This is a genomic window from Streptomyces sp. NPDC058683 (assembly GCF_042716195.1).
In the GTDB taxonomy this organism is placed as follows: domain Bacteria; phylum Actinomycetota; class Actinomycetes; order Streptomycetales; family Streptomycetaceae; genus Streptomyces.
Genome location: NZ_JBHXSK010000035.1, coordinates 44,904 through 64,662, shown reverse-complemented (window position 1 = coordinate 64,662; position 19,759 = coordinate 44,904). Strand labels below are relative to the sequence as shown.

Below are 19,759 nucleotides of genomic sequence, written 5' to 3'. Positions count from 1 at the left end.
CACAGCCCGGGGGGATTTATTTGCTTCAAAAAGCAATATAGAGACCTGCACTCGGCGCTGTCGAACGTTTCGCGTAACTCCGTGCGCGTCGAGCAGGTGAACACTGAGGGTTCATCAGGCATACGTCCAGGAGGGGAAGACCGCGGCCTGGCCGTGGCAAGTGCCGTCGGCGTCAAGGAGGTTCCACATCGTGACGTCCTCTATCCAGAATCTGCGGCCGGACCCGGCGATCCTCAACCCCCGGTAGCCGGAGGCGAATCCGCGCTCCGTCACCGACCGCACGAAGGCGTCCCTGTCGCCCTGCGCGTCCGGTTCGGCGGACAGCCTGGACGGGAGCCGGACGAACTCCTCCCAGCCGTACTCGAAGCACTTCTGGGCGGTCGTGTTCGCGTAGACGAAGACGGGATCCGGACCGGCATCGTGTGCGAGCAGCCCGAAGGGTGCGGACTCGTAGAGCCAGCGGGCCGCCTCGTCGGCGTCCGGGAACGCCGAGGGGCACAAGGGGGTGCCGGTCAACCGCTCATGGCTGGAGAGGAGAAGCTGTGCGAAGTCCGAGCCCCGCCTGTGCTCTTCGGGGAACTTCATGGCCATTGGTGACCGCCTTTCGTCGCTTTCCGAAGGGATGGTTCCAGAGCGCGCACGGCCGACGCGCGACGGGGCGGATTCGGTCCGCGCAGCCACCGCTGCCGGGACAGGACGAGCGGACGGCCGCCCGCTCCCGGGCGGCCGTCCGGCCGCCGTGTCACCACACCTGCTGGTCCTCCTGGAGGCGTACGGCGACGAACTTGGTCTGGGTGTAGTGGTGCAGCGCTTCCAGGCCCTTCTCACGGCCGTATCCGCTGTTCTTGTAGCCGCCGAACGGGCCCTCGACCATCATGCCGGGCGGGTAGGCGTTGACGTAGACCTGCCCGGCCTCCAGACGGGCGGCCACCCGGTGGGCGCGGGTCACGTCGGCGGTCCAGAGGGCGGCGGCCAGGCCGTACTCGGAGTCGTTGGCGATGGCCACCGCCTCGTCCTCGTCCTCGAAGCGCAGGACGGAGAGGACCGGCCCGAAGATCTCCTCGCGGGCGATCCGCATGTCCGGGGTGACGTCCGTGTAGACGGTCGGCTCGAAGACCCAGCCCTCCCCGGCCGGCCGGCCTCCGGCGACCAGGGTGGCGCCGTCCTGCTCGGCGATCTTGAAGTACTCGTTGACCTTGTCGAACTGGGCGCGGGTGATCGCCGGCCCATAGGTCTCCCCCGGCGTGATGTGGGTGAGCACGGCGCGGACGGCGGCCACGAACTCGTCGTGGATCCGGGCGTCGACCAGCAGCCGGGTGCCCGCCATGCAGGACTGGCCGCCGTTGGGCAGGAACGCCTCGACGGCGCCCTGGGCGGCCTTGGCCAGGTCGGCGTCCGCGAAGACGATGTTGGGTGACTTGCCGCCCAGCTCCAGCGTGAGCGGGATGATCCGGTCGGCGGCGATCCGGCCGATCTCGCGGGCGGCGCGGACCGAGCCGGTGAACGCCACCTTGCGGACCTTCGGATGGCCGACGAGCGCCGCGCCCACGGTGTCCCCGGTGCCGGTGACGACGTTCAGGACGCCGTCGGGCAGGCCGCATTCGGTGGCGATCCGGGCCAGCCGGAGCGTGGTCGCCGAGGTGAACTCGGACGGCTTGGCCACGACGGCGTTGCCGGCCGCGAGGGCCGGGGCGATGGAGCGGGCCGCCTGGTTCAGCGGGGCGTTCCAGGGGGTGATGACACCGACCACGCCGAGCGGCTCGCGCCGGGTGTACGCGTGGAAGGCGGGCCCCATGTTCACCACCTCGCCGCCGGGCAGGTTGACCAGGCCGGCGTAGAACTCGAAGTAGTTGGCGGCGCCCGCCACCTCCAGCGGGGACTGCCAGGCGGGCTTGCCGGTCTCGGCCGACTCCAGCTCCGCGAGCACGGCGGCCTCGTCGCGCAGCCGCTCCGCAATGGCCGCCAGGACGCGGCCCCGCTCGACGGGCTGCCGGTTCCACCAGCCGTCGACCGCCCCTGCCGCGGCCTGGACGGCCCGCTCCACGTCGGTGGCGTCACCGAGCGCGATCTCGTGCACGACCTCCTCTCCACCGGGAGTCGTGGACGGCAGCCAACCGCCCGTGGCCGGTTCGGTTTCCGCGCCCGCGATCCAGTGCCCGTAACGCTTCATCGGTGGACCCCTCATGACTGGGTAGGGTGTGAACAAGTGGGTGAATGAATTTTCATTCGCTCCGTAACCTACCCTCTCCGCCTTGACAAGATCGAGTCGTTGAACGAAGTTTCATTCGTGACGATGCCACCCTCCGTGACAACCGCCGACGAGGCCCCGCTGCGGCGGAAAGTCATGGACGCCGCGTTGGAGTTGTTCGACGAGCGCACCTGGGACGGCACCAACGTGCCCGAGATCGCCGCCCGGGCCGGGGTCGCGGTGGGCACGATCTACCGCTACTTCCCCAACAAACAGGCGCTGGGCGAGGCGGTCTTCACCGAGGCGAAGGCGGCGTTCGCCGACGCGGTGGTCACCGACGCCGTGCGCACGGCCGACCCGGTGACCGCGATCGGGCTGGTCTGGCGGCATCAGGTGGCGTTCGCCATCGCCTATCCCCAGGCGTTCTCGTTCCTCGAACACCAGGTGCACGGCTCGTATCTGCGGCCCCAGGCGTACGAGGTCGTCAACCGGCTCAATGCCGAGCTGGTGGAGATCCTGCGGGCGGCGCAGACGGCCGGTGCCGCCCGCGCCGGTGATCCGCAGGTGCTGCTGTCGATGGCGTTCGGCGCGTTCGTCGGGGTCACCAAGCACTCACGCGCCTCGGGGATCCCGCTGGGCGAGTACGACCTGGAGGGCGTCCGGCAAGCCGTGATGAGCCTGATCGGATTCCCGGACCCCGGCTCCCTGGGCGTCCTCTAGGAGGACAGGTGCCGCACCACGTTCGTGCGGGCCAGTTCGAGGAGTTCGTCACCGCGTCCCGACAGCACGGTACGGGCGGCGTACAGGGCGAAGCCCCTGGCCTGGTCGAAGGTGATCGTCGGCGGGACGGACAGCTCCTGCCGGGCGGTCATCACCTCCACCAGGGCCGGCCCGGGATGGGCGAACGCGGTGCGCAGCGCGTCGGCGAGGTCGGCCGGGTGCTCCACCCGGCTGCCGTGGATGCCCAGGGACTCGGCGACGTCGGCGAAGTTCGGGTTGTCGAGGTCGGTGCCGAAGTTCACCATGCCCTCGGCCTTCATCTCCAGCTCCACGAAGCCGAGGGCTCCGTTGTTGAAGACCACGATCTTCACCGGATGCCGCTGCTGCTTCAGGGTGATCAGATCGCCGAGCATCATGGCCAGTCCGCCGTCCCCGGACAGCGCGATCACCTGCCGGTCCGGAAAGGCGGCCTGCGCGCCGATCGCCTGGGGCAGCGCGTTCGCCATGCTGCCGTGGGTGAACGAACCGATCAGCCGACGGCGGCCGTTCATCGTCAGATAGCGCGCGGCCCAGATCACCGGGGAGCCGACGTCCGGGATGAACACCGCGTCGTCACTGGCGAGTTCGTCGACGATCCGGGTCAGGTACTGCGGGTGGATCGGGGTGCGGTTGTGGTCGTCGACGGCGAGCCGGTCGAGGCGAGTGCGGGCCTTGCCGTAGTGGTCGCGCATCGCGTCCAGGTGCCTGGAGTCGGTCCGCGGCGCGAGCTTGGGGAGCAGGGCCTCGGCGGTGTCCCGTACGGTGCCGACCAGGGGCAGGTCCACCCGGGTGCGCCGGCCGATCTGCTCGCCGCGGACATCCACCTGTATGACGGTGGCGTGCTCGGGCAGGAACTGCCGGTACGGGAAGTCCGTGCCGAGCATCAGGAGCGTGTCGCACTGCTCCATCGCACGGTAGCCGGAGGTGAAGCCGAGCAGTCCGGTCATGCCGACGTCGTACGGGTTGTCGTATTCGACGTGCTCCTTGCCGCGCAGGGTGTGCACGACCGGGGCCCGCAACGCCCCGGCGAGCCGGACGAGTTGGTCGTGGGCGCCGTCGCAGCCCGCGCCGGCGAGGACGGTGATCCGCTCGGCCTGGTTCAGGAGGGCCGCGGCCCGATCGATCTCCGCGTCGGCGGGGCGCACCACCGGTGTGGTGGGCCGTACGGTGGCCGCCTTGCGCGGATGGTCGAGCCGGTGCTGGAGCACGTCGCCCGGGACCACCAGGACGGACACCCCGCTGCGCTCGACGGCGGTCCGCAGCGCGATGTCGAGGAGATAGGGGAACTGCTCGGGTGTGGAGGCCAGTTCGCAGAAGTCACTGCACTCCCGGAACAGCTCCTGGGGGTGGGTCTCCTGGAAGTAGCCGGTGCCGATCTCCGCGCCGGGGATGTGCGCGGCGATCGCGAGGACGGGGACCCGGCTGCGGTGTGCTTCGAACAGCCCGTTGACCAGGTGGAGGTTGCCGGGTCCGCAGCTGCCGGCACAGACGGCGAGCGAGCCGGTGACCGCCGCCTCGCCGGCGGCGGCGAACGCGGCCGCCTCTTCGTGCCGGTAGTGCTCCCAGGCCACCAACGGATTCCTGCGCAGCGCGTCGGTCAGTCCGTTGAGCGAGTCGCCGGGCAGTCCGTGGATCCGGGATACGCCCGCGTTCCGCAGGCCGTCGACTATGAGGTCGGCGATGGTGTGCATCAGCTTCCTTTCGTTACGGAGGTCGGGGGCGCTCCCGGTCCGGTCCGGCTACTCGCTCAGCCGGTGCACTTCGGTCACGGTGTACGACATCGAGGCGCGGAAGCCGGTGCCGGTGCGCACCGGGGCCAGGTCGGCGAGTTCCTCGCCGCGGGCCTCGAACAGGCTGATGTCGGCGGAGCCGACCCAGACGTCGGCGAGCGCCTGGTCGGCGAACTCGGCCATGACCAGCTCGTGCACGGCGGGCTTGTCGTACTGGCCGGCGGTCAGCGTGGGAAAGTGCCGGAGGTTGACCGTGGGCCGGAACAGGCTCGCGGGGTCGTCCGCCGGGCGCTCCAGGGTCACCTCCGCCTCCGCCAGGGTGTGCCCGGCCGCCGAGAGGGACGCGCCGAACCTGCCGCCGGCCGCGAGGGACGGTGACGCCTTGCCGGGCGACGCGAAGACCCGGGTCTGCGCGACCGAACCCAGCTTCTTCGGGAAGCCCTGCACCCAGCCGCGGGCCAGGGCGAGGTCGTTGTCGACGTAGATGTAGGGGCACCACGACACCGGCTCGTCGCCGAACCGGGCGTCCACCAGCAGCATGAACTCGCGGTACTGGCTGCGTACCGGGTCGAGGTACTCCTCGTGCCCGGCGGAGAACTGCCAGTCGACGAAGAGCGCCACCACGCGCCCGTCGGACTCGGTGTCGGGGGTCAGCCCCTCGGGGAGGGTCGCCGCGGCGGCCGCGGGATCCGTCCAGAACTCGACGCCGACGATGTCACCGGCGTAGTGCCACGGCGGAGCGGGGGCGAGGTTCGCCACTCCGCGGGGGGACAGCGGGTAGGTGTAGCCCTTCAGCAAGGGTGCCTCCAGAGAGCGCAGGTCCAGCCGGAACGGGCCCATGCTCTGCGCAGCTACGCGGTCCCGGCTTGGGTCAAATGACTGCTTCCCGGTAACTGGAGGCTGCTGCCGGGTAGCCGGGGGGTTCCTCGGCCTCGGCCACGGACGGCGCCTGGGCTGCGGTTCCTGCCCGGTCCGCGGGGCTCTCCTTCCGTCCCGCACCCCGTTCGTACGCGGCGAGGAGCGGCTCGGCCACCGACCCCATCTGCTCGGCCAGCCGCCGGAGCAGCGCGGGATCGAGTTGGTCCATGACACGTCTGCGGGCGCTGGTGAGATGCGCCGGATACGCGCCGAGCAGCCGCTGCCGGCCGGCCTCGGTGAGTTCGGCGACGTATCCGCGGGCGTCCGTGCAGTGGCGCCGCTTGGTCACCAGGCCCTGGTCGCGCAGGTTCTCCACGACCCGGGTGATGCGGCTCGCGGACAGGGCGGCGGCCGAGGCCAACTCGGTCATCCGCATGCTCTCGTCCTCGGCCTCGGAGAGATGCGCCAGGACGAGGTAGTGCGTGAGCGACAGGCCCGTGGCGCACAGCAGGTCCTCGTCGAGCGCCCGCGGAAGAGCGACCAGCATCCTCTGCAGGGCTCGCCAGAGTCGGTCCTCGTCGGTGTTCAGCGGGCAGATGGGCTCGGGTGACTGTGCGGACATGTACCGGCCTCCCTTCCGTAGTGTCCCGGTGCTCACACTGAAGCACATCATTACTTGCTTGACAAAGCATTTCGAGTGACGCCAAGATACTTGCCAAGGCAAGCAACAGCGCCGCAGCGGACCAGCCGCGCGACGCCAACCGAGAGGCCAGAAGGGCATGAGCGTCGAATTGCCCCCCGCGGGGACCTACACGGTCGATCCGGAGCGGTCGTCCATCGGCTTCACCACGCGGCACATGTTCGGCCTGGGCAAGGTGAACGGCACCTTCCGGGTGGAGTCGGCGAGCATCACGATCGCCGAGCCGGTCACCGCGTCGGCCGTGACCGCCGTCGTCGACGCGGGCAGTTTCCACACGGGGACCCCGCGCCGGGACGATCACGTGCGCTCCCCCGCCTTTCTGCACGCGGAGCGCCACCCCGGGATCCGGTTCGAGTCGACCGGGGTGAGCCGGGGCACGGCCGGCGTCTGGGTCGTCCAGGGCCACCTCACCGTCCGCGGTCACCGCGCGCCGGTCGAGCTGACGGTGGACGCACTGTCCGTCGAGAACGGCTCACTGAAGATCTCGGCCTCCGCGACCGTCGACCGGTACCGCCACGGGCTGACCGCGGCGAAGGGGGTCGCGGCACGTCATCTGCGGCTCTCCCTGTCCGCCACCGCCGATCCCGACCCCGGCCCGACGGCTCCGGCCGCCGGCGCCACGACGGTTTCCGCCGTCGAGACCGAGGCGGCTCCGGCCGCCGGAAGCAAGGCGGCGTCCGCCGCCGAGACCACAGCACAGCGAGAGGAATTCCCCATGGCTCCCAAGGTCGCCGTCATCTACTACTCGTCCACCGGTACCGTCCACGAGCTGGCGGAGGCGGTCGCCGACGGCGCCCGCAAGGAGGGCGCGGAGGTACGGCTGCTGCGCGTGTCCGAGCTGGCGCCCGAGGAGGCCATCGCGAGCAACGACGCCTGGTCGGCGCATGCCGCGGCCACCAAGGACGTCCCGGTCGCCACCGCGGCCGACATCGAGTGGGCGGACGCCGTGGTCTTCGGCACCCCCACCCGGTTCGGCAACATCGCCAGCCAGCTGAAGCAGTTCATCGACACGCTCGGCGGCCTGTGGGCGCAGGGCAAGCTGGCCGACAAGGTCTACAGCGGCTTCACCGCCACGGCCACCGCGCACGGCGGCCAGGAGTCCACGCTGCTCGCGCTCTACAACTCCGTCCACCACTTCGGCGGCATCCTGGTGACCCCCGGCTACACCGACCCGGTGAAGTTCGTCGACGGCAACCCCTACGGCACCAGCCACGTCAACGGCCAGGGCGCCATCCCGGTCGACGACACCGCCCGCAACGCCGCCGAGTACCAGGGCAAGCGGGTCGCCTCCATCGCCGCGCGCTTCGCGGCCGCGTAACCGGCGGCGACACGGACGGCCGTGTGCCGGGGGCGGGGGTGTCGCCGGCACACGGTCTGGTCATCGAGCAGGGCTGTCCGCTGTCACGCCTCGCCGCGGCCGGCCAGCCACTCCTGCTCCGTGCCCGGTTCGGGCAGCACCTGGCCGCCTTCGACGGCGGACCTGGCGGGGCTGTCCTCCAGCACCACCATGACGTGGCTCTCCGCCACCCCGGTGACGCGGGCGGCCGCCGAGGACAGTTCCAGCGCCAGCCGGGTCGCCTCCTCCTGCGGATGTCCGCGCCGGACCCAGCCGCTGAGGATCAGCGGGGCCCCCGGTACCCCGCCGGCGAAGACGCTGTCCGACGGCGGCTCGGAGAAGATCACGTTGACGTAGGCCGGCGGCACATGGTTGATCGCCGCGTGGATACGGGTGATCTCGGCCGCCAGCGCGGCCTTCGACTCACTTGTCAGGGTTCCCTGTGCTGCGGTGCAGGTGTAGACGGGCATTTCGGCTCCTCGTCGAACGGGGCGGAATCGCTCACGGCAACGGCGGAAGGGCTGTGACTACCGTGATGGAAGCAGTGGTCCTGGGTGTGGACCGGAAGATCGTGCTGGAGTCGAGGCCCGAGCCCGGGCTCCGCCCCGATCAGGTGATCGTGGAGGTCGACCTGTGCGGCATCTGCGGCACCGACCTGCACGCGCCGCAGATGCCGCAGGTCTACCGCGGCGGTTTCGTCATGGGCCACGAGCCGTCCGGCCGGATCAGCCGCGTGGGGGACGCGGTCGAGGGCTGGGAGGTGGGCCAGCGAGTCGCTGTCAACCCGAACGGCAATGTATGCGGCCGGTGCCGGTACTGCCTCTCGGGACGCCCCAACTTCTGCCGGCAGGCCACGATGGAGACCGCCCTCGGACTCCAGACGGACGGCGCCCTCGCCCGGCAGATGGCCGTCTTCCCGGGCACCTTGCGGGCGCTGCCCGCGTCGATGGGCCGCCTGGAGGCGGCCTGGGTCGAGCCGACGGCCACGGCCCTGCGCGCGGCGGTGCTGGCCGGCGATCTGAAGGGGGCCACGGTCGCGGTGTTCGGCGGCGGCCCGATCGGGCAGCTGGCCTGCCGTATCGCCGCCCACCGGGGCGCGGACCGGATCGTCCTGGTGGAACCGGCCCCGGAGCGCCGCCGCTTCGGCCCGGCCTCGGGCGCCGGTCTGACGCTGAGTCCGGCCGCATCCGGTGCCGAGCTCCCAGAGTCCTCGGTGGACGTGGTGTTCGAGTGCTCGGGCAACGCGGCGGCGCGGGCGGAGGCCCTGCGGCTGCTGGCCCCCGGTGGGGTGCTGGTCAACGTGGGCGGAGGGCCCGGCGGCGGCTTCGACCCCGATGTCGTGCTGCTCAAGGAGATCACCATCCGCGGGTCCTTCGTGTACGGATCCGAGTTCGACGACGCCATCGACCTGCTCGCCCGCGGCGCCGTCCGGGTCGACGACCTCACCACGGAGATCGCCCCGGTCGGGGAAGCACTGCGCGCCATCGACGCCCTCCGCTCCGCCGAGGTCATGAAGGTGTTCATCGCACCCAACGGCTGATCCCAGGGTCCGCCCGGCCGCCCGGTTCCGGCTTCGGTCATCCGACTGAGGCCGGAACTGCGGGAGTCGGCCGGCGGGCCGCGGGCGGCACGGAGCCGTCGTATCAGCAGGCTCTTCAGTCATCGGACGGAATGCGTGGCGGCCATGCGTGGGTCAGGATGAGCTGGATCATCCCCCCACCGGAACCGGCACGAAAGCTGGCAGGTTGCCATGACCCAACAAGCCACTGTCCGAACCGTGACCTACGATCTGCTGCGTTCTCTCGAACTGACCACCGTCTTCGGCAATCCGGGGTCGACCGAGCAGACGTTCCTGCAGGAGTTCCCCGAGGACTTCACCTACGTACTGGCCCTCCAGGAGGCCTCCGTCATCGCCATGGCCGACACCTTCGCCCAGGTGACCGGCCGGCCCGCGCTGGTCAACGTGCACTCCTCGGCCGGGCTGGGCAACGCCGTGGGCAACCTGGTGGCCGCCTACCACGGCAACACCCCGCTGATCGTCACCTCGGGGCAGCAGCACCGGGAACTGCTCATCGGCGAGCCCTACCTGGGCAACCGCGAGGCCACCACGCTGCCCAAGCCGTGGGTGAAGTGGGCGTACGAACCCGCCCGCGCCGAGGACGTCCCGGAGGCGTTCCTGCGGGCCTATGCCACGGCGTTGCAGCCGCCCGCCGGGCCGGTCTACCTGTCCATCCCGATGGACGACTGGAAGCAGCCGCTGTCCGGCTTCACCCGTACGCGGACCTTCAGTGACCGGATGCTGCCCGACCCGGACCGGCTCCGTGCCTTCGCCGACCGCATCTCCGCCAGCAGGCGTCCCGCGCTGGTCTTCGGACCGGAGGTGGACCGCGCCGGCGGCTGGGACGCCGCGGTCGCCCTGGCGGAGCGGCTGCGCGCGGCCGTCTACGGCTCCCCGCTGCTCGACCGTGCCTCCTTCCCCGAGGACCACCCCCTCTTCCGCGGGCCGCTCGGCATGTCGGTGAAGACCATCAGCGACCGGCTGGAGGGACACGACCTGGTCGTCGTGATCGGCGCCGAGGTGTTCCGGTACTACCCCTACGTCCCGGGCTCCTACCTGCCGGACGGCACCGAGCTCCTCCAGATCACCGGCAACCCCGACGTCGCCGCGGCCGCGCGCGTGGGCGACAGCCTGCTGGGCGACCCCCGGGCGGCGATCGAGCAGCTCCTGGCCGCGGTCGAGGAGGGCACCGCCCGGACCGCTCCGCAGCCGATGGAGCGTCCCCGGGTGCTCCCGGAGGCACCGAACAGCCCGCTGACCCCGCCGGAGGTCTATGCCGCGCTGAGCAGCGTCAAGCCCGCGGACGCGGTCATCGTCAACGAGTCGACGTCCACCATGGCCCAGCAGATCGAGTGGCTGCCCACCACCCGGACCGGTTCCTTCTTCGCCACGGCCAGCGGCGGCATCGGCTGGGGTGCACCGGCGGCCGTCGGCGTCGCCCTGGCCGACCGGCAGCGGGGCGTGTCCCGGCCGGTCGTCGGACTGATCGGCGACGGTTCCTTCCAGTACTCGGTGCAGTCCGTCTGGACGGCGGCGCAGCAGCGGCTGCCCATCGTCTACGTCGTGATGCGCAACCAGGAGTACTCCATCCTCAAGTCGTTCGCCGTGCTGGAGGAGACCCCGGGCGTCCCCGGGCTCGACCTGCCCGGGCTCGACATCGCCGCGGTGGCCGCCGGCTTCGGCTGCCGCTCGGTCGACGTCGACACGACCGAGGACCTGCAACGCGAGTTCAAGGCGGCGCTCGCCGCGGACACCACCACCGTCATCGTGGTGGCCACCCAGCCCCAGAAGGCAATGCTGTAACGGGAGCAGTGATGGATCTCGGACTCAAGGACCGCGTCTACATCGTCACGGGCGGCACCCGCGGACTCGGTCTGGCCGCCGCCCGCGAACTGACCGCCGGCGGCGCGAAGGTGGTGGTCAGCGGGCGCAGCACGCACTCGCTGGCCGCGGCGGAGGCGGAGCTCGGCGGCCCCGGGCAGGCCGTCGGTGTCGTCGCCGACAACGCCGACCCCGGGACCCCGGACCGGCTGATCGCCTCGGCGCGCGGGGCGTTCAAGGGGCTGGACGGCGTGCTCATCAGCGTCGGCGGCCCGCCGACGGGCACCACGGACGCCATCGACGACGATCAGTGGCGTACGGCCTTCGAGTCGGGCTTCCTGGGCGCGGTACGGCTGTCGCGGGCCGTCGCCGCGCAGCTCGGCGAGGGCGGGGTGATCGGTTTCGTGCTGTCCACCTCGGTGTACGAACCGATCCCCGGCCTCGCCACCTCCAACGCCCTGCGCCCCGCGCTGGCCGGTTACGCGAAGACCCTCGCGGGGGAACTCGGTCCCCGGGGCGTCCGTGTGCTCGGCCTGGTCCCGGCCCATATCGGGACCGACCGTGCCCTCGAACTCCAGTCGATCACCGGCGACGCCGACAGCACCGCCGCGGGGATCCCGCTGCGCCGTCTCGGCACTCCGGAGGAGTTCGGCCGCACCGCCGCCTTCCTGCTGTCGCCCGCCGCTTCCTATGTCACCGGGGCCATGGTGACGGTCGACGGCGGGACGAGGGCCAGTTTCTGACCGTCAGTCATGCCCAACTGTCCTTGACACGCTCCCGCTTGAACATAATGCTTGCCGACGAAAGCAATTTGTTTGGGCGGGAGAAGTCCATGACCACACACACCCCCGGCGGCCCGGTGCGAGCCGCCCTGGAGGGGCCCGCGTTCCAGGCGGACCCGCATGCGGTACTGCGGACGCTGACGGACTCGGCGTCCGCTCACCGCTGCGAACCGGACGGCGCTCCACCGCAGTTGCTCGTCACCGGGTACGACGCGGCGCGCAAGGTGCTCACCGATCCGCGGGTGTCCAAGCGGAGCGAGCGCGCGGGCCTGGAGCCCGGCTGGCTGATGAGCGGGGTGCGGGACGAGGTCGGGGTCGACTACATGCTGACCGTGGACCCGCCCGACCACACCCGGCTGCGCAAGGTGGTGGCGCGCGCCTTCACACCGCAGCGCGTCGAGGCCCTGCGGCCGCGCACCCGGGAGATAGCGTCCCGCGCGGCGGAGGCCGTACTGGCGCAGGAGACACCGGAGTTGGTCGACGGCTTCGCCGCCCGCGTCCCCATCTCCGTGATCTGCGAACTGCTCGGCGTGCCGCTGACGGACCGCGACCGGTTCGGCTGGGCCTCCGAGCAGGTCGTGGCCCCGGTCGCCGGTTCGGACCGGGAGGAGGCCTACGTATGGCTGAGCGGGTACCTGACGGAGCTGATCGCGGGCAAGCGGGCCGAGCCCGGACCTGATCTGCTGAGCGCGCTGGCCGTCGACACCGACGAGGACCGGCTCACCGACCCGGAGCTGATCGGCATGGCCTTCCTGCTCCTGATCGCCGGGTACGAGACGACCGCGAACCTGATCAGCACCGTACTGCTCGGCCTGGCCCGGCAGCCGGACCTCCTGCGGACCCTGCGCGCCGATCCCGGTCTGATCCCCGCGGCGACGGAGGAGTTCCTCCGCCTGGACGGGCCGGTGGTGACCGCCACCGAACGGTTCGCCACCGAGGACATGCAGGTCGGAGAGGTGCCGGTACGGCGAGGGGACATGCTGCTGGTCTCGCTGGCGGCGGCGAACCGGGACCCGGCCCGGTTCGAGGAGCCGGACTCCTTCCGCCTCGGACGTCCGGCCGGCGGCCATCTCGCCTTCGGGCACGGCGTCCATCACTGCCTGGGCGCTCCGCTGGCGCGGATGGAGGCCGAGGTCGCGATCACCGTGTTCGTGCAGCGCGTGGAGAGTCTCGCCCTGGCCGTGCCCGAGGCCGACCTGGAGTGGGCGCCGGGCCTGCTGATGCACGGGGTCCGGCGGCTTCCCGTGTCCGCCGTGGTCTCCTGGGACTCCGTCTAGACGGAGGAGGCGGGCACCAGCCGGCCCCGGGAGATGAGGGAGGCCGCCTTCTTCAGGTGGTGGACGCTGATGCTGACGCCATAGCCGTCGATGCCCGGGGTCGCGGCGATCCGGGTGGTCAGAAAACGGTAGAAGTCCTCGGGATCGCGGGCGATGACGGTGACCATCAGGTTGTGCTCCCCGCTGATGGCCCCGACGAAGGGGACCTCGTCGTGCCGGGCGGCCTCCGCACCGACCCGCTCCAGGTGGGCGGGGGCCACCCGTAGCCACAGGACGGCGTGCAGCCAGTGACCCAGCCGCTCCGGGAGCAGTTCGACCTCGTACTCAAGGGTGCCGGAGCTCTCCAGCGACTCCAGCCGCCGGGCCACCCGGGACAGGGACCAGCCGGTGAGTTCGGCGAGCCGGGTGTGGGTGGTGCGGCCGTCCTGGGCCAGGGCGTCCAGCAGCGGGGCGTCCTCGTCGGCGGGCGGGAGCGGGGGCCCGGGGGTGAGCGGCGGCCGCTCCGAGGTCAGCCGCCGGACCTGCTCGGGGTCGAGGTTGTCGCCGTAGCCGGTCCAGCCGGCGGTGCCGGGAGCGTCGTAGTTGTGGATGATCAGGTCGATGCTGACGTCCAGGACCGAGGCGGACCTCGGCAGTTGCCGGAGCAGCACGTCCTGGCGGGGCATGTCGAGCGGTGCGCGGATGACGCAGATGATCTCCGAGCCGCCCGAGGCCAGATGGGCCCAGGAGATGTCGGGGCGGCGGGCGAGGGCCTCGGCGAGCGGGGCGACCCGGTCGGGGCGGCAGCGGATGCGGGCGACCCACTCGGCGGCGCCGTACACCCGCCGGTTGACCAGCCCCACCACCCGGAGTGCGCCGCTGCGGCGCAGTGCCTGGTAGCGGCGGGCGGCGGTCTGCTCGGAGACGCCCGCCACCTCGCCGATCCGGCGGAAGGGCAGCCGGGGCGCGCACTGCAGAGCACGGAGGATCTTTCTGTCCACGTCGTCGAGCATGGTGGAAGTGTGCCACGGCGCCGGAGCGATCTGGAGGATTCTGCTGCCGGAGGGGCGGTTGGTTGGTGGTTGCGCGAGCGGGACCGGATGCTGTGGCGGCGGGTTTCCCACCGGAAGTCCGTACGACACAGGCCGCCGGGTCCGCCGGGGCCTCGACCGCGGTGCGGTGCACCGCGAAGGAGTATCTCCGTGAACGTCACGACACCGGCGAGCGCGCCGGTCGAGCGACGGGCGGCCACGATCGTCATGGCCTGCCTGGGCGTCTTCGTCGCCTATCTTCCTGTCACCACCGTCGCCGTGAGCCTGCCGGCCCTGCAGGGGGCGCTCAACGCCTCGACGGCCCAGCTGTCGTGGGTGCAGGACGCGTTCGTGCTGCCGATGGCCGCGTTCATCCTGACCGCCGGCGTCTTCGGGGACGTCCACGGACGCAAGAAGGTGTTCCAGGCCGGCCTGCTCTTCTCGGCGGCGGGCGCGGTCACCGCCCTGTGCGCGCACTCCGTCGAGGTCGTCTGGGCCGGGCAGGCCCTGGCCGGTGTCGGCGCGGCCGCGCTGCTGCCGACCACGCTGGCGCTGATCAGCCATGCGGTGCCGGACCATCGCGAGCGCGGGAAGTACATCGGCATATGGGCGACGTGCCTGATGGCGGCCCTGGCGATCGGTCCGGTGATCGCCGGTGTGGTGGTCGCGCACTTCTCCTGGCGCTGGATCTATCTGCCGGCCGTCCCGGTCGCGCTGCTCTCCGTCGCTGTCGCGGCCCGGCAGCTGACCGACTCCCGTGCTCCGCACGGCCGCCGGCTGGACTGGCCCGGCCAGCTCACCGCCACGCTCGCGATCACCGCGCTGGTCTACGGCGTGATCGAGGGCGGCGCCGGCTCGTTCACCGACGCCAAGGTGATGGTGGCGCTGTTCGCGGCCGTGGCCGCCGGTGTGGCCTTCGTCCTGGCGGAACGGCGCAGCGACAGCCCGATGCTGGACCTGAGCCTGTTCCGCAGCCCCGCCTTCACCGCCACCACGCTGGTCGCGATGATCAGCTTCCTGGCGCTGATCGGGTTCTTCTTCGTCCTCAGCCTCTACTTCGGCATGGTGCAGCGGCTGGACACCCTGGAGGCCTGCTGGCGGCTGCTGATGGTCACCGGGGCGGCCCTGCTGGTCGGCGGTCCGGCCGGGCGGCTGATGCACCGGGTCTCCGCCCGCTGGATGATCACCGGCGGTCTGCTGCTCGTCGCCGCCGCCCAGTTCGCGCTGACCGGGCTGGCCGCCGACACCTCCTTCGCCTCGGCCGCCTGGCGGCTCGCGCTGCTGGGCCTGGGCATGGGGTTCGTCATGACCCCCATGACGGCGACCGCGGTGGCCTCCGTGCCGCACCACCTGGCCGGCATGGCCGCCGCGGGCAACAACGCGTTCCGGCAGGTAGGCGGTGCCCTCGGCCCGGCCGTCCTGGGTGCGCTGCTCACCACCCGGGCGGTCGACGCGCTGCCCGGTCACCTCACCGACGCGGGGGTCACCGGCGCGGCGCAGGACCGTGTCGTCTCGGCCGCGCAGGCGGACGGTCTCGGCGCGGTCGCCAAGCTGGACCTGGGAGCACAGACCGGGCAGGCGATGGGGGCGCTCGGCGACTCCTTCCTGGACGGGATGCGCCTGTGCCTGATCACGGCGGGGAGCCTCACCCTGCTCGCCGCCCTGGTCGCGGTGGTCCTGCTGCGCACCCCCCGCCGGCAGCCGACGCTCCGGGCGGCGGGAGACACCGCGGGAGAGAAGTCGTCGGCCGTGCAGGGCGCCTGACGGCAGGCCGATCCCGAGGGCACCCGCTGGGAGTGTCCTCGGGGTCAGCCCGGCCGGGCACCGCTGGGGGCCTCGCGCCGGGGGCGGTGCAGGCCGCGGGGCCCGCGACGTCGACTGGAGCCCCGCTCCGGTCCCGCGGCGGGCCGTCGGACACGGCCTACTTCCAGAGGCCGAACTGCTCGACGTAGGCGTCACCCGTGACCGGTCGCCCCTGGTAGGTGCCGCGCACCGATGAGTCGGCCTCGTTGATTCCTGGCGTGAACGGCTGGTTGGCCTGGATCTCCTGGAGCACGGGCCTGGCGGTCACGACGAGCTTGGTGTTCAGGCCGGGGATCGTGACGGTCCACTTGCCGGCGTAGCGCTGGCCGGTCGTGGGGCTGGTCTCGAAGCGGGTGGCCTGCGGGGCGAGCGGATCGACCGAGACGACGCGGTGCGTGCCGTCGGGACTGAGCACGGTGGCCCAGTGCTTCTCCCCGTTGTCGTCGAACATGTCCCACAGGTTCAGGACCTGACCGTTGTCGAGCCGCACGGCCATCCAGGTCCACTTGTGCAGCGTGTCCCAGTTCCAGTTGCCCCACTGGCGGTCGAGCCAGGACGTGCCGGTGACCTGTTTGGTCGAGCCGTCCAGCGTGAGGGTGCCGGAGGTCTGGAGGTTGGGGAGCGAGTAGTAGTAGCTGGTGTCGTCCAGGAAGGGGAACAGGCCGATGCCGTTGTTGTAGAGCGTGGGGCCGACGGCCTTCAGCTTGAGGTCCAACGTCCCCTTGCCCTGGGGCAGTTCCGCCTTCAGGTGCATGGCGTCGAGCGGGCCGGACAGTGACGCGTTCGGCATCCGCACATCGAGCTTGTCGGCGGACGCGGAGCCTGCGGTGGCGACTCCTGCGAGGGCGACCGCCATCGCCCGACGTCCGTGGACCCACTTCATTGTGCGCATCGGTTTCTCCTCTCACCTCTCGACGTGATGGCCGGGTACAACTAGCGCGTGCGTGACAAGGAGCTGCGCGCCCGGCCGCGCACGATCTCGGCCAGACGGGCGGCCTGCTCATCCGCGGCCTGGGGTCCGTTGCCGGTCAGCAGGGAGTGGTCGGCGTCCCAGATCACCTTGACGGCCGAGGGGTTGAGGGCGAGGTTGACGTCGTAACCGGCTTCCTTGAGTGCCACGTCGACGTAATAGGTCAGGCGCGTGCGCTCGCCGGGCACCTTGGGGTACTGGAACCCGAGCATCGCCCTTTCGCCGTACTTGGGCACGGTGGTGATCCGGGCCCCCTTGAAGGCATGGTCGAGGTCGGTCGTGACCTTCCCGTCGCCGTCGACCCGGTAGCGCGCCGAGGTCAGGGCCACCGGGGCATGGCAGATGAGGGATATCGGGACGTCGACCTCGCGCAGCGTGTGGAGCAACTCCCCCATCCACGGGTTGTCGTGGAAGTCGACCATCGGGGCGTGTCCGCCGGGCATGTGCACGAAGGCCAGGTCCGCCAGCGAGAAGCCGGATGCGGGATCGCGGTGCCGTTCGATCAGCTGCTGGACGGACAGGTACTCGCGCTGCGGCAACGCCTCGAAGCCGGCGACGACATCGCCTCGGACGGAGATGGCCTCCGCGTCGGTCTTGGGAAGCGGCTCGGAGACCGGGATGCGGCCGAGAAGCCGGTGGGCGAGGGCGAGTTCGGTCTCACGGCGCTTGAGGAGGTCCGGGTTCTTCTCGCGCAGCTTCTCGGGGCCGAACCGCTCGACTCCGGTCTGCATGGTGGTGCGGGCGGTGGCGAGACCGAGGTTTCCGCCCCCGTGGAAGTTGAGAGCGAGTCCGTTGACGTCGAGCTGCGGCAGTCGGCCGTCCGGTGTGGCCAGGATGAAGTCGTATTCGCTCTCGAACTCCGCCATCACGGCAGCGAGTTCGACGAGGAAGAACCCGGTCGGTATCCCGGGGTGACCGACGGGCTCGCTCAGCGGGAGCGTGCGTGCCGACGACAGGACGATCAGGGCCTTGGGCCGAGGGGCGGTGGATTCGGTCATGGTCTTTCCCTGTCTTCGGAGGTGGTGTCGGATTCTTCGAAGTCGGTTTCAGAGCGGGGGCTTTACGCCGGCACACCGGACGAGCGTTTGACGAGCGCATCGAAGGCGCGGTCCGGCAGCAGCCTGCTGAGGAGAATGAGGGGGCGCGCTCCGAAACCGACGCGGTAGCGCGTGCGCGGACGCCGGGCGGTCGCCGCCTTGGCCACGGCCTTGCCGATGACGGTGGCGGGTGAGGCCATGCGGGTGCCGGGCTGCGAGCTTCGTTCCAGGGACTTGGCCATCGCGTCGGCCTGCTCGGCGTACGGTCCGTGCGAGGAGGTGGTTCGCAGCTTGTCGGCTGCGATCGCACCCCACTCGGTCCGGATGGAGCCGGGTTCGATGAGTACGACGTCGATACCGAACCGCTTGAGTTCCAGGCGCAGCGCGTCACTGAGGCCTTCGACGGCGTACTTGCTGGCGTGGTACCAGGCCCCCATGGGCGTGGCGAACCGGCCGCCCATGGAGCTGATGTTCACGATGGTGCCGCTTCGCTGGGCGCGCATCTGCGGCAGGACCAGCTGGGTCAGGCGCGCCAGGCCGAACACATTCACTTCGATCTGTGCGCGGGCCTCCTCCAGGGGAACGTCCTCCAGCGCACCGTACGAGCCGTAGCCGGCGTTGTTGACGAGGACGTCGATACGGCCTTCAGCCGCGATGATCTCGGTGACCGCGTTGCCGACCGAGGTCTCGCTGGTGACGTCGAGCGCGAGCGTTCGCACGCCCGACGCCGCCAGGCCGCTCATCCGGTCGGTGCGCCGGGCCGCGCCGTAGACGATGAAGCCGGCCTGCTGAAGCTGTCGAGCGGTGGCTTCGCCGATGCCCGAGGAGGCACCGGTGACCAGGGCTACCTTTTTCGTCATTGCGGCTTCTCGCTCTCAGAACTCGGAGGACTGGACGTCGAACCGACCGGACCTAACAGACCGGCGGGCTCTTCGAGCTTAAGAGACCTCCGGTCTCTACGCAAGGGACCGGAGGTCTGTAACATGTGGGCATGAACACGTTCCAGCGCGCCAGAAACGACGAGCAGCGCGAAGTACGCCGCCGGAGCATCCTGGAGACAGCGGCGACCATGCTCAGCGAGATGCCGGTCTCGGCCGTGAGCCTCAATGAGCTCAGCCGCCGCGTGGGGCTGGCGAAGTCCAACGTCATGCGGTACTTCGAGTCGCGAGAGGCGGTCCTGCTGGACCTCCTGGAGAGTCTGACCCGCGATTTCCTGACAGAGGTGGTCGATCAGCTGCCCGCCTGCGTCGACCGGACGGGTTCCGCGATCACGAGAGCCGAGTCGGTGGCATCAGGTCTGGCCGCGTCGTTCGCGTCCCGGCAGATGCTCTGCGAACTGCTCAGTGCCCAGGCCGGCATCCTGGAGCACAACGTCTCCGCCGAGGTGGCCGCGAGGTACAAGCGGGGGGCCCACGACGGTCTGGCCGGTCTGGCGGGCATGCTGCAGGAGATCCTGCCCGAGCTCGGCGACCAGGAGGCCGCCGAAGCGGCCAGCATGACGATCGTCCTCGTCGGAGCGTTGTGGACGCACAGCCATCCGGCGGAGGCCGTGCGTGCCGCCTACGCCAGCGACCCGAGTCTCGTATTCCTCCGTACACCCTTCGCCGCGACGCTCGAACGTTCGATCACGGTCTACCTGATCGGCCTGCTGACCCATTCCGACCGGTGATCCCGGCCGAACCGGCCGGAAAGCGGGATCAGGCGCTGTGCTGGCAGAGGTCTCGCGGCTGTCTCCGCCGACTGCAGGCATCGTCCCGAAACGATCAGTAGGGTCGTCGGTGTGCACGATGTGAGGGTGTTGATCGGCGGGACGCGGACGGTCCGCTGCCGATCTGGCTGACACGGTACTCGCGGTGGTCGACGCGCAGAACGCAGCGGGGCGGTCGTCCGCCGGCCGGTGACCACTCGTGGCAGCTCGCCTACGACAGAC

The 19,759-nt window shown here is 70.9% G+C and carries 18 protein-coding genes and 1 pseudogene; 9 read left to right on the top strand and 10 right to left on the bottom strand.

Going from position 1 to position 19,759, the window contains the following annotated elements; genetic code table 11:
* Positions 1 to 114: 114 nt before the first annotated feature.
* Together ACFWXC_RS33500 and ACFWXC_RS33495 are read right to left on the bottom strand one after the other, a co-directional pair.
* Positions 115 to 585 carry an MEKHLA domain-containing protein gene (locus tag ACFWXC_RS33500; RefSeq protein ID WP_384484488.1) on the bottom strand — a complete coding sequence of 157 codons (471 nt, stop codon included), beginning with the start codon at positions 583 to 585 and terminating at the stop codon, positions 115 to 117.
* A 157-nt stretch (positions 586 to 742) separates the two neighbouring features.
* Positions 743 to 2,170, bottom strand: coding sequence for an aldehyde dehydrogenase family protein (locus ACFWXC_RS33495; protein WP_384484486.1), 1,428 nt, complete (start codon positions 2,168 to 2,170; stop codon positions 743 to 745).
* A gap of 135 nt (positions 2,171 to 2,305) precedes the next feature.
* Here ACFWXC_RS33495 and ACFWXC_RS33490 point away from each other — a divergent pair, with 135 nt between their 5' ends.
* Positions 2,306 to 2,908 carry a TetR/AcrR family transcriptional regulator gene (locus tag ACFWXC_RS33490; RefSeq protein ID WP_384484484.1) on the top strand — a complete coding sequence of 201 codons (603 nt, stop codon included), beginning with the start codon at positions 2,306 to 2,308 and terminating at the stop codon, positions 2,906 to 2,908.
* On the opposite strand, the gene poxB is transcribed toward ACFWXC_RS33490, so the two are convergent.
* Genes poxB through ACFWXC_RS33475 form a run of 3 tightly spaced genes read right to left on the bottom strand, consistent with a single transcriptional unit; the run spans position 2,905 to position 6,157 of the window.
* Positions 2,905 to 4,638, bottom strand: a complete 1,734-nt coding sequence (gene poxB, locus ACFWXC_RS33485) for a ubiquinone-dependent pyruvate dehydrogenase (RefSeq protein ID WP_384484482.1) — start codon at positions 4,636 to 4,638, stop codon at positions 2,905 to 2,907. The two genes, ACFWXC_RS33490 and poxB, sit on opposite strands and share 4 nt — an antisense overlap.
* 48 nt (positions 4,639 to 4,686) lie before the next feature.
* On the bottom strand, positions 4,687 to 5,517 hold the full coding sequence (locus tag ACFWXC_RS33480) for an acetoacetate decarboxylase family protein (RefSeq protein ID WP_384484480.1): 831 nt from the start codon (positions 5,515 to 5,517) through the stop codon (positions 4,687 to 4,689).
* Between the two features lie 31 nt (positions 5,518 to 5,548).
* Positions 5,549 to 6,157, bottom strand: a complete 609-nt coding sequence (locus tag ACFWXC_RS33475) for a MarR family winged helix-turn-helix transcriptional regulator (protein WP_384484478.1) — start codon at positions 6,155 to 6,157, stop codon at positions 5,549 to 5,551.
* Between the two features lie 157 nt (positions 6,158 to 6,314).
* On the opposite strand from ACFWXC_RS33475, the pseudogene ACFWXC_RS33470 reads away from it, so the two are divergent.
* Positions 6,315 to 6,794 (top strand): annotated as a pseudogene (locus ACFWXC_RS33470) (YceI family protein); the annotation flags it as partial.
* A 156-nt stretch (positions 6,795 to 6,950) separates the two neighbouring features.
* Positions 6,951 to 7,553: an NAD(P)H:quinone oxidoreductase gene (wrbA, locus tag ACFWXC_RS33465; RefSeq protein WP_384484591.1), complete on the top strand. Its 603-nt coding sequence runs from the start codon at positions 6,951 to 6,953 to the stop codon at positions 7,551 to 7,553.
* 83 nt (positions 7,554 to 7,636) lie between these two features.
* Here the strand turns inward: wrbA and ACFWXC_RS33460 are convergent, their stop codons facing one another.
* The gene (locus ACFWXC_RS33460) at positions 7,637 to 8,041 is read right to left on the bottom strand and encodes a tautomerase family protein (protein ID WP_384484476.1); all 405 of its coding nucleotides are present in this window, start codon (positions 8,039 to 8,041) and stop codon (positions 7,637 to 7,639) included.
* 53 nt (positions 8,042 to 8,094) lie between these two features.
* Between ACFWXC_RS33460 and ACFWXC_RS33455 the strand changes: the two genes are divergently transcribed.
* The 4 genes from ACFWXC_RS33455 (at position 8,095) to ACFWXC_RS33440 (ending at position 13,009) form a co-directional block, all read left to right on the top strand.
* On the top strand, positions 8,095 to 9,111 hold the full coding sequence (locus tag ACFWXC_RS33455; RefSeq protein WP_384484474.1) for a zinc-binding dehydrogenase: 1,017 nt from the start codon (positions 8,095 to 8,097) through the stop codon (positions 9,109 to 9,111).
* 237 nt (positions 9,112 to 9,348) lie between these two features.
* Entirely contained in the window at positions 9,349 to 10,932 is a 1,584-nt protein-coding gene (mdlC, locus tag ACFWXC_RS33450) for a benzoylformate decarboxylase (RefSeq protein WP_384484472.1), read from the top strand.
* 11 nt (positions 10,933 to 10,943) lie between these two features.
* Positions 10,944 to 11,693 carry an SDR family NAD(P)-dependent oxidoreductase gene (locus ACFWXC_RS33445; protein ID WP_384484470.1) on the top strand — a complete coding sequence of 250 codons (750 nt, stop codon included), beginning with the start codon at positions 10,944 to 10,946 and terminating at the stop codon, positions 11,691 to 11,693.
* An 89-nt stretch (positions 11,694 to 11,782) separates the two neighbouring features.
* On the top strand, positions 11,783 to 13,009 hold the full coding sequence (locus ACFWXC_RS33440; RefSeq protein WP_384484468.1) for a cytochrome P450: 1,227 nt from the start codon (positions 11,783 to 11,785) through the stop codon (positions 13,007 to 13,009).
* Here the strand turns inward: ACFWXC_RS33440 and ACFWXC_RS33435 are convergent.
* Complete coding sequence (locus tag ACFWXC_RS33435; protein ID WP_384484466.1) at positions 13,006 to 14,001, bottom strand: Lrp/AsnC family transcriptional regulator; 996 nt, start codon at positions 13,999 to 14,001, stop codon at positions 13,006 to 13,008. The two genes, ACFWXC_RS33440 and ACFWXC_RS33435, sit on opposite strands and share 4 nt — an antisense overlap.
* A gap of 189 nt (positions 14,002 to 14,190) precedes the next feature.
* Here ACFWXC_RS33435 and ACFWXC_RS33430 point away from each other — a divergent pair, with 189 nt between their 5' ends.
* Positions 14,191 to 15,783 (top strand): MFS transporter, encoded by a 1,593-nt coding sequence (locus ACFWXC_RS33430; RefSeq protein ID WP_384484464.1) that lies wholly within the window; start codon positions 14,191 to 14,193, stop codon positions 15,781 to 15,783.
* A 157-nt stretch (positions 15,784 to 15,940) separates the two neighbouring features.
* Here ACFWXC_RS33430 and ACFWXC_RS33425 read toward each other — a convergent pair whose 3' ends face one another.
* The 3 genes from ACFWXC_RS33425 to ACFWXC_RS33415 form a co-directional block, all read right to left on the bottom strand.
* Positions 15,941 to 16,714 (bottom strand): lipocalin-like domain-containing protein, encoded by a 774-nt coding sequence (locus tag ACFWXC_RS33425; RefSeq protein ID WP_384484462.1) that lies wholly within the window; start codon positions 16,712 to 16,714, stop codon positions 15,941 to 15,943.
* A gap of 41 nt (positions 16,715 to 16,755) precedes the next feature.
* Positions 16,756 to 17,790 carry a hypothetical protein gene (locus tag ACFWXC_RS33420; protein WP_384484460.1) on the bottom strand — a complete coding sequence of 345 codons (1,035 nt, stop codon included), beginning with the start codon at positions 17,788 to 17,790 and terminating at the stop codon, positions 16,756 to 16,758.
* A 62-nt stretch (positions 17,791 to 17,852) separates the two neighbouring features.
* Positions 17,853 to 18,689 carry an oxidoreductase gene (locus ACFWXC_RS33415; RefSeq protein ID WP_384484458.1) on the bottom strand — a complete coding sequence of 279 codons (837 nt, stop codon included), beginning with the start codon at positions 18,687 to 18,689 and terminating at the stop codon, positions 17,853 to 17,855.
* Positions 18,690 to 18,820: 131 nt separating this feature from the next.
* Between ACFWXC_RS33415 and ACFWXC_RS33410 the strand changes: the two genes are divergently transcribed.
* Positions 18,821 to 19,498: a TetR family transcriptional regulator gene (locus ACFWXC_RS33410; RefSeq protein WP_384484456.1), complete on the top strand. Its 678-nt coding sequence runs from the start codon at positions 18,821 to 18,823 to the stop codon at positions 19,496 to 19,498.
* The last annotated feature ends 261 nt before the right edge of the window (positions 19,499 to 19,759 follow it).